Consider the following 6592-nt stretch of genomic DNA (forward strand, 5'->3'; position numbering starts at 1 on the left):
GGAGAACTGTGTCAGCTGAACACCGCTTCGTAGTACATGGCGTGGCCCGGCGGCCCGAATTCGGGGGCCATCACCGGGGACAGGTACAGGCCGTCGATGGTGCCCAGCTTGGGATCCCGCAGCTGATAAAGGCTGGAGGGCACCTGGGCATGGGGGGCGGCCTTCATCAGAAGGCTGAAGGGCAGGCGGGTGGCTCTGGGGGAATAGGCCTGGGGCATTTCCCGCACCTGCATCAGGACTGTGCGGATCGGCCCTTGGGGGGTATTGATCTCCAGGACCGTCCCTTCCCGGCCCTTGAACATGTCGGCTTTCATTTCGGCGAGCATGGGTCTTGTCCTCGTCGTTGTCTGTACATTCAAGAGCGGAATGAGGAAAAGTGGGCACCGGTTTTCCGTCCTCATTCCGCTCTAACCATATGAATTAGCAGAAGTGGAGTTGAAAGCGGCGGGTGGGGTCGCCCGGTTGGTGGTCGCCTACTCGAAACAAGGCCAGTTGGGGCAAGATTGGACCCTCGGCCCAGCTGACCGTGGCGATGGGATCCATGGGGGGAAATTCTCCCTCGATCTCCAGCAGGACAGAGAAGGGCACGCGCTTCGGGCTCTCGACCCCGTCGATGGGATGTTCTTCCACCGAGATGATCTGGGCCTTGATGTCGCCGACGGTGGTGGTCAGGGTCAGGGAGGCCTCCTTGGCCGCCAGAAAGGTCTTTGCGTCGATGCTGTCCAACATGGTCATGGTCCTGGTTGGGGGCTCCCGCCCGCGTTGGACAAAAAGTGTCGTCCCCGCTGCGGGGTGGAGCGATGGCGGAAAGGGGCTGAGTTCAGGATCGGGACGGATAGACTCCCGCCAGGGCGATGATGTAGCTGATGGCCTGAATGGGCTGGATAATGGAAAAGTACTGGTTGCCGCCCGAGTTGCTCAGGCTGGTTGACCCCGTGACCGGTCCTTCAGCCAAGCTGGTGTTCGCCTTGGAGGCATCAGCGTAAAGGGTGCCCATGAAGATGTTGGGAGGTGGGAGGTCCGCATTGAGCTCTCCCAGGACGTTGGCTCCTGGGGTGAGAGGGTCGATCGCGGCGGTGGAAGAGGTTGTCGCCGCCGGTGTAGAGAACGCCAAATCCTCGGTCGTGGCGGAATGGGAGTGGGAGGGAAGGTCGAGGAGGGTGAGTGTTCGCCTCTCCGATCCCGTTCTTGCCCCGATCGGGTAATTCGTTAGTCCCGGCCCGTGGCCGTGGTTGACGGGCATGCGGCCCCGGAGGTCGGGAAGGGCAAAGGTGGTCCGGCCATCTCCCCCATAATTGTTTTCCAGCAGGGAAAACAAGGCGGTCATTTGCGCAATGGGGAGCAATTGACCTTCGCAGAGGGCCCAGTTTTTGGGAGCCCAAAGGGCACCCCAGCCGTAAATGGTGCTCATCAGTGGCATGCTCATGCTCTCTAGCTCCTGCTCGGGAAAATACCGTAAAGCGCGATGATCATGCTGATGGCCAAGACGGGCTGCGTGATGCTGAACGGAATGTTTCCGCCCGTATTGCCGATTGTTATGTTTCCCGAGATGGTTCCAGGGCTCAGGATTGTGTCGGCATTTGTTGCGGGGGCATAAAGGGTGCCGGTGATTTGATCGGAGGTCCCACCCAATGTTGCCGGCACCATGGTGGGACCTGGCGTGGCAGACGAGGAGGTTTCGGAGGACGCAGGAAGGGTTGCTCGCATGTTGCCGGTCATGGCGATGTGGTTGTGAGTGGGCATTTCCGCTTGGGTTAATGTGTGCTGCTCAGCACCGACCGTATCGCCAATTTCGTAAAGGCTTAACCCTGGGCCACGGCCCCATCCGATGGCTCCACGACCGCGCAGATCTGGTAAGGCGAAGGTGTTTATTCCATCGCCGCCATAAATGGTTCCGATCACCGAGAACAATGCATCATTTTGAGCAATGGACATCAGTTGGCCATTGCACAGTGACCAACTCCGGGGAGCCCAGGCAGGGCCCCAGCCCATGATGGTTGCGATCATTTGCTCCATGGCGATTGCTCCTTGGTGGTTTCCAATATGTCGCGAAAGGACTGTCCCGGACTCCAGATCGAGTGACCGCTGTTCCAAAGGCCTGAGCAAAAGATTGGCGCGGGCCAAGGAACATGGCCGGTTCCCGATTGAGGGAACAGGACGTCCAGGTCTGGGCGATGAAAGATAGAAAATATTTTTTAAATAAATTTAAGATCAGCATTTGCTCTTTTTTGTTGAAGCCAATGCAATTCCGTTACTAGAAACGGTAACTTGGGTTCGTGGAGCTGGCAAGGAAAATTTAGTGCATTTTTGGTTTTGTTACTTTCAATTCTAATTCTTTTCTACATAAATGTTCATATTTTTATAATGTAAGAAAGTATATACCTTTCTGGTTTTGATGCAGACTGGATTTGGCGGAGAAACGAAGAGAGAAGGGCTGTTGTCCATTGCCCAATCCATTGCCTTTTCGACGGAAGGATTTGGCAGCAAAGAGCTGAAAATAAAGCCAAAAACACAACCTATCCGTGGGCTTTTGTTCTCATAAACTCTTTTTTGATAGGACATTCTGTCCCTTTTTTCAGGAGAGAGAAGGGGGGGCTGCGGGGGGAGGATTGTTTCTAAAAAATGTATTTGCGATCCATTTGTATCGGTATGTATGGATATATGTCTATTTTCATAGAATAGGTTCTGCGTGTGCTTTGGAGTTCCCATCTTTCCTTGATTTAAATGAGATTCCTGTATTCACGGAATTCGAATTCATTAGAGTTATCCTTTGTTTTCTAAAATATTTCTACTTATCTCTATTCGAAATTTATGGGTTCAGATTGGATTCATGTGCTTTTTTTTACTCTGATGATGGGTTACGCTTGTAAGCTCGTTTAGCGTGTAAATGTGGCTTTTGGGGCTGCACGTAGAGAATGCGCTTGGATCGGGAGCTCCCGACCAGGATCCAGACTGGGGTAAACGTCATGAATGCATGGTTCGGTTCCTCGAAGCCTTCCGGTGAAAAGACACGTCGCGGCGCCGAAGACGGCGTGAATAAAAAGAAAGAATTCGACTATGAAAATGCGGGCATGAGCTCTGGGCTTGTTGTCATGGCCCTGGAGCCCCGGGTTCTACTGGATGCCGCCGTGGTCGACGCGGTTGCGGAAGCGACGAGTGACGCCGATGGAATGGCGGCTCCGGCGGTCCCTGACACGGCGGAGGGAACAGGTCCGGTGGTTGACGCACTGTCGGACCATGTTCCGCCGGTGACCGAAGCAGAGCGGACGACCGCTTCAGAGGGCGAGGGCCCCGCTCCAGAGATCTCCGCTTCCGAGAGCCCCACCGCAGATACCGCCGATACGGAGATTGTTTTTATCGATTCAACCGTTGCGGATCCAACCGCGATCGCCGAGACGGCGAAGCCGGGGGTGGAGGTCGTCACCATCCCCAAGGGGGCCGATACCCTGTCCTTCATGGCCGAGACCCTGGCCGACCGCACAGGGGTAAGCTCCATTCACCTGGTCAGCCATGGTGTCGAAGGGGAATTGGTGTTGGGGGGCTCCGCCCTGACCCTGGAGGATTTGGATGGCCGAGCCGCCGATTTGGCGGCCATCGGGTCTTCTCTGACAGCCGATGGGGATCTTCTGCTTTATGGGTGTGACATCGGCGCGGGAGCGGATGGGCAGGCCTATCTGGATCGGCTTGCGGTCTTGACCGGCGCGGACGTGGCCGCCTCGGATGACCCCACCGGGGCCCAGGTCTTCGGCGGGGATTGGGATCTGGAAGTGACTTCTGGTGAGGTGGAAAGCGCCGTGGCCTTTGGTTTGGGGATCAAGGCATACGACCATATCCTGGATCCACCAGTGGTATCGAACCTGGATGGGGAGAGTTTCACCTACGAAGCGGGCATCGGCGCCGTGTTGATTGACCAGGGGACGGCGGCAACGGTCACGGATGCGGATTCTACCGATTTCAATGGCGGAACCTTAACCGTTCACATTGATGGCGCGACCGCGAACGATGACCTGTCGTTCACCGGTATCATCAGCGCGCCTTCCGGGATGGTGAACGGTGGAGCGGTCCGATGGGGTGCGACGGACATCGGGACGATCACCAGCACTGGTCAGAACGGGGCGGATCTGGTGATCGCGTTTAACAGCGAGGCCACGTCACTCAACGTGGGCTTGGTGATGCACTGGCTTCAGTACAGCAATGATGCGGCCTCTCCCAGCGGCACGCGCACGATCACCTATGATCTGACCGATGGGCAGGGGAACCATGCCAATATCTCTTCGGTGTCGATAACCCTGGCGAGTACGAACTCTGAGCCGCCGGTTATCGCGAACCTGAACGGCGATGCGGTGACCTACTCCGAAGGCGCGGGCATTTCCCTGGACTCCGGGGCGGTGCTGTCGGTGACGGACGCGGATAGCACCTATCTGACCGGGGGAAGCGTGACCATCTCCGTGAGTGGCGGATCCGCCGAGGATACTCTGTATCTTCTTGAATCAGATGACGTTGATGTTACCGGCAGCTCCTATGGCGTTGGGAATACGGTTAAAGTGTTCGGTCAGACCATCGGCACGATCACGAGCGATGGGCTTGGTGGGACCAACCTGTCCTTCGACCTGACGGGATCGACGGTGACGACCACGGACATCACCGAATTGCTCAAGGCGGTCCGCTACGGCAACCTGTCCAAGGACCCGACCGGGACGAGGACCATATCCCTGTCCATCACGGACGAGGACGGGAACACCTCCAGCGCTGCGCAGGTTTCTGTCGATCTGCAGTCCGTTGCCGGATCGTTCATCGGCTTTAACCAACTGCCTACCGCAGCCAATTTCAATACAGAGACGAGTGCGGGGGTCGTCTCCACTGACATCCAGGGCTACCGGTTTTCCTTCGATGCAGACCTGGGGTCCGACACGACCGGCGCCATGTCCGTGAATCCCTTCGGAGACAGCAGTGATGGAACGGTCTCCGGTAAGACGGCCAACGGATTGCTTCTCGATGGCACGGAACCCCAATCCCTCACCTTGACCGATGCCAGCAATCCGACAGCGGAATTCGACCTGCACAGTCTCCTGGTGAATAACTTCGCGGCAAATTTGGGATATGGACTCGACTACATCAAGGGCTATCGCGACGGAGTGGAGGTTGCCACTTATGACCCCAGCACGGAAATCGGTGCCACCTTCGACACCCAAGCGACCGGAAGCTACACTCTGACCCTTGGGGCCGGTTTTGACAATGTCGACAGCGTGGTCTTCTATTCCAGAAGCCAGGGATTCAAAGTGGTTCTTGATAGTTTCGACGTCCGTGCCGCCGCCACAGCCTCCCCCGTTGTCTCTAACCTCGACGGCGATGTCCTGACCTATGCGGAAGGTGATGGTGCCCAAACCCTTGACCAGGGGGGCGACGCCGGTATCGCCGATGCAGACTCTCTCAATTTTATTGGGGGCGCGTTGACGGTGGCGGTGACCGGTGGCACCTCAGTCGAGGATCTGACCATCGATACCTCCGGCTCGATCACGGTGACGGGCGGCGATAAGGTCAGAATCAATGGCACCCACTTCGGTACGATCACCGGCACCGGCCAGGATGGCGCCAGCCTGGTGATCACCTTCAACAATGCCAATGCCACGCCTGCGGCGGTGACGACCTTGGCCCGGGCAATCCAATACACGAACAGCAGCGACAATCCCACGGGGTCCCGGTTTGTGACCTTTGAGGTGACCGATGGCGACGGGGGGACCTCGGCGACCTCAACGGTGACGGTGAATCTGACGGGTGTAAACGACGCGCCGACGATCACCAACCTGGGCGGTGATGTCCTGGACTATACGGAGGGTGATGGCGCTCAAACCCTGGACCAGGGCACGGCTGCGGCCATCGCCGACGTGGACTCCCCGGACTTCAACGGGGGAACGCTGACGGTTGCGGTGACGGGGGGGGACTCTGCTGAGGACCTGACCATCAATACCTCCGGCACGGTCAGTTTGTCGAATGGAATGAACAGCTCGAGTGCTGTGAGTGTGGCGGGAACCGGGGTGATCGGGACGATTACGGGGACCGGTCAGGACGGGGCCAGTCTGGTGATCACCTTGAACGCCAATGCCACGCCTGCGGCGGTGACGGCCTTGGCCCGGGCAATCCAATACACGAACAGCAGCGAAAACCCCACGGGGTCTCGGTCTGTGACCTTTGAAGTGACCGATGGGGATGGGGGCACTTCTGCGACGTCGACCGTCACGGTGAATCTGACGGGGGTGAATGATGTCCCGACCGTCTCTCACCTGGACGGCGATGTCCTGGCCTATACGGAGGGTGACGGCGCCCAAACCCTGGACCAGGGGACGGTTGCGGCGATCGCCGACGTGGACTCCCCGGACTTCAATGGGGGAACGCTGACGGTTGCGGTGACGGGGGGCAGTTCTGTCGAGGATCTGACCATCGGGACGGGGACGGTGACCCTGTCGTCGGGAATGACCATCGGCAGTGTGGTGAGTGTCGGTGGCAATGCGATTGGCACGATTACCTCGACCGGCCAGGATGGCGCGAGTCTGGTGATCACCTTTAACAGTGCCAATGCCACGCCCGCAGCGGT

5 protein-coding genes are annotated in these 6592 nt (G+C 57.9%); 1 reads left to right on the top strand and 4 read right to left on the bottom strand.

The genetic code is table 11. The features are described from left to right. Positions 1–11 precede the first annotated feature (11 nt). From ACLIRY_RS16460 to ACLIRY_RS16475, 4 genes are all read right to left on the bottom strand, one after another. On the bottom strand, positions 12–326 hold the full coding sequence (locus ACLIRY_RS16460; protein ID WP_413206504.1) for a DUF6916 family protein: 315 nt from the start codon (positions 324–326) through the stop codon (positions 12–14). Positions 327–420: 94 nt separating this feature from the next. After that, the gene (locus ACLIRY_RS16465) at positions 421–729 is read right to left on the bottom strand and encodes a hypothetical protein (RefSeq protein WP_413206505.1); all 309 of its coding nucleotides are present in this window, start codon (positions 727–729) and stop codon (positions 421–423) included. Between the two features lie 91 nt (positions 730–820). Further along, on the bottom strand, positions 821–1426 hold the full coding sequence (locus ACLIRY_RS16470) for a phage tail protein (RefSeq protein WP_413206506.1): 606 nt from the start codon (positions 1424–1426) through the stop codon (positions 821–823). 5 nt (positions 1427–1431) lie between these two features. Next, positions 1432–2016: a phage tail protein gene (locus ACLIRY_RS16475; RefSeq protein ID WP_413206507.1), complete on the bottom strand. Its 585-nt coding sequence runs from the start codon at positions 2014–2016 to the stop codon at positions 1432–1434. A 1055-nt stretch (positions 2017–3071) separates the two neighbouring features. Between ACLIRY_RS16475 and ACLIRY_RS16480 the strand changes: the two genes are divergently transcribed. After that, positions 3072–6592 (top strand): DUF4347 domain-containing protein (locus tag ACLIRY_RS16480; RefSeq protein WP_413206508.1); only part of this gene is annotated, 3521 nt, incomplete at its 3' end.

This window comes from Rhodospirillum sp. A1_3_36 (assembly GCF_047263945.1).
Taxonomy (GTDB): domain Bacteria; phylum Pseudomonadota; class Alphaproteobacteria; order Rhodospirillales; family Rhodospirillaceae; genus Rhodospirillum.

Bases quoted from the DNA above. Each gene is read 5' to 3' on its own strand.
- ACLIRY_RS16460 (WP_413206504.1), bottom strand. From the start codon at position 326: ATGCTCGCCGAAATGAAAGCCGACATGTTCAAGGGCCGGGAAGGGACG.
- ACLIRY_RS16475 (WP_413206507.1), bottom strand. From the start codon at position 2,016: ATGGAGCAAATGATCGCAACCATCATGGGCTGGGGCCCTGCCTGGGCT.
- ACLIRY_RS16470 (WP_413206506.1), bottom strand. From the start codon at position 1,426: ATGAGCATGCCACTGATGAGCACCATTTACGGCTGGGGTGCCCTTTGG.
- ACLIRY_RS16465 (WP_413206505.1), bottom strand. From the start codon at position 729: ATGTTGGACAGCATCGACGCAAAGACCTTTCTGGCGGCCAAGGAGGCC.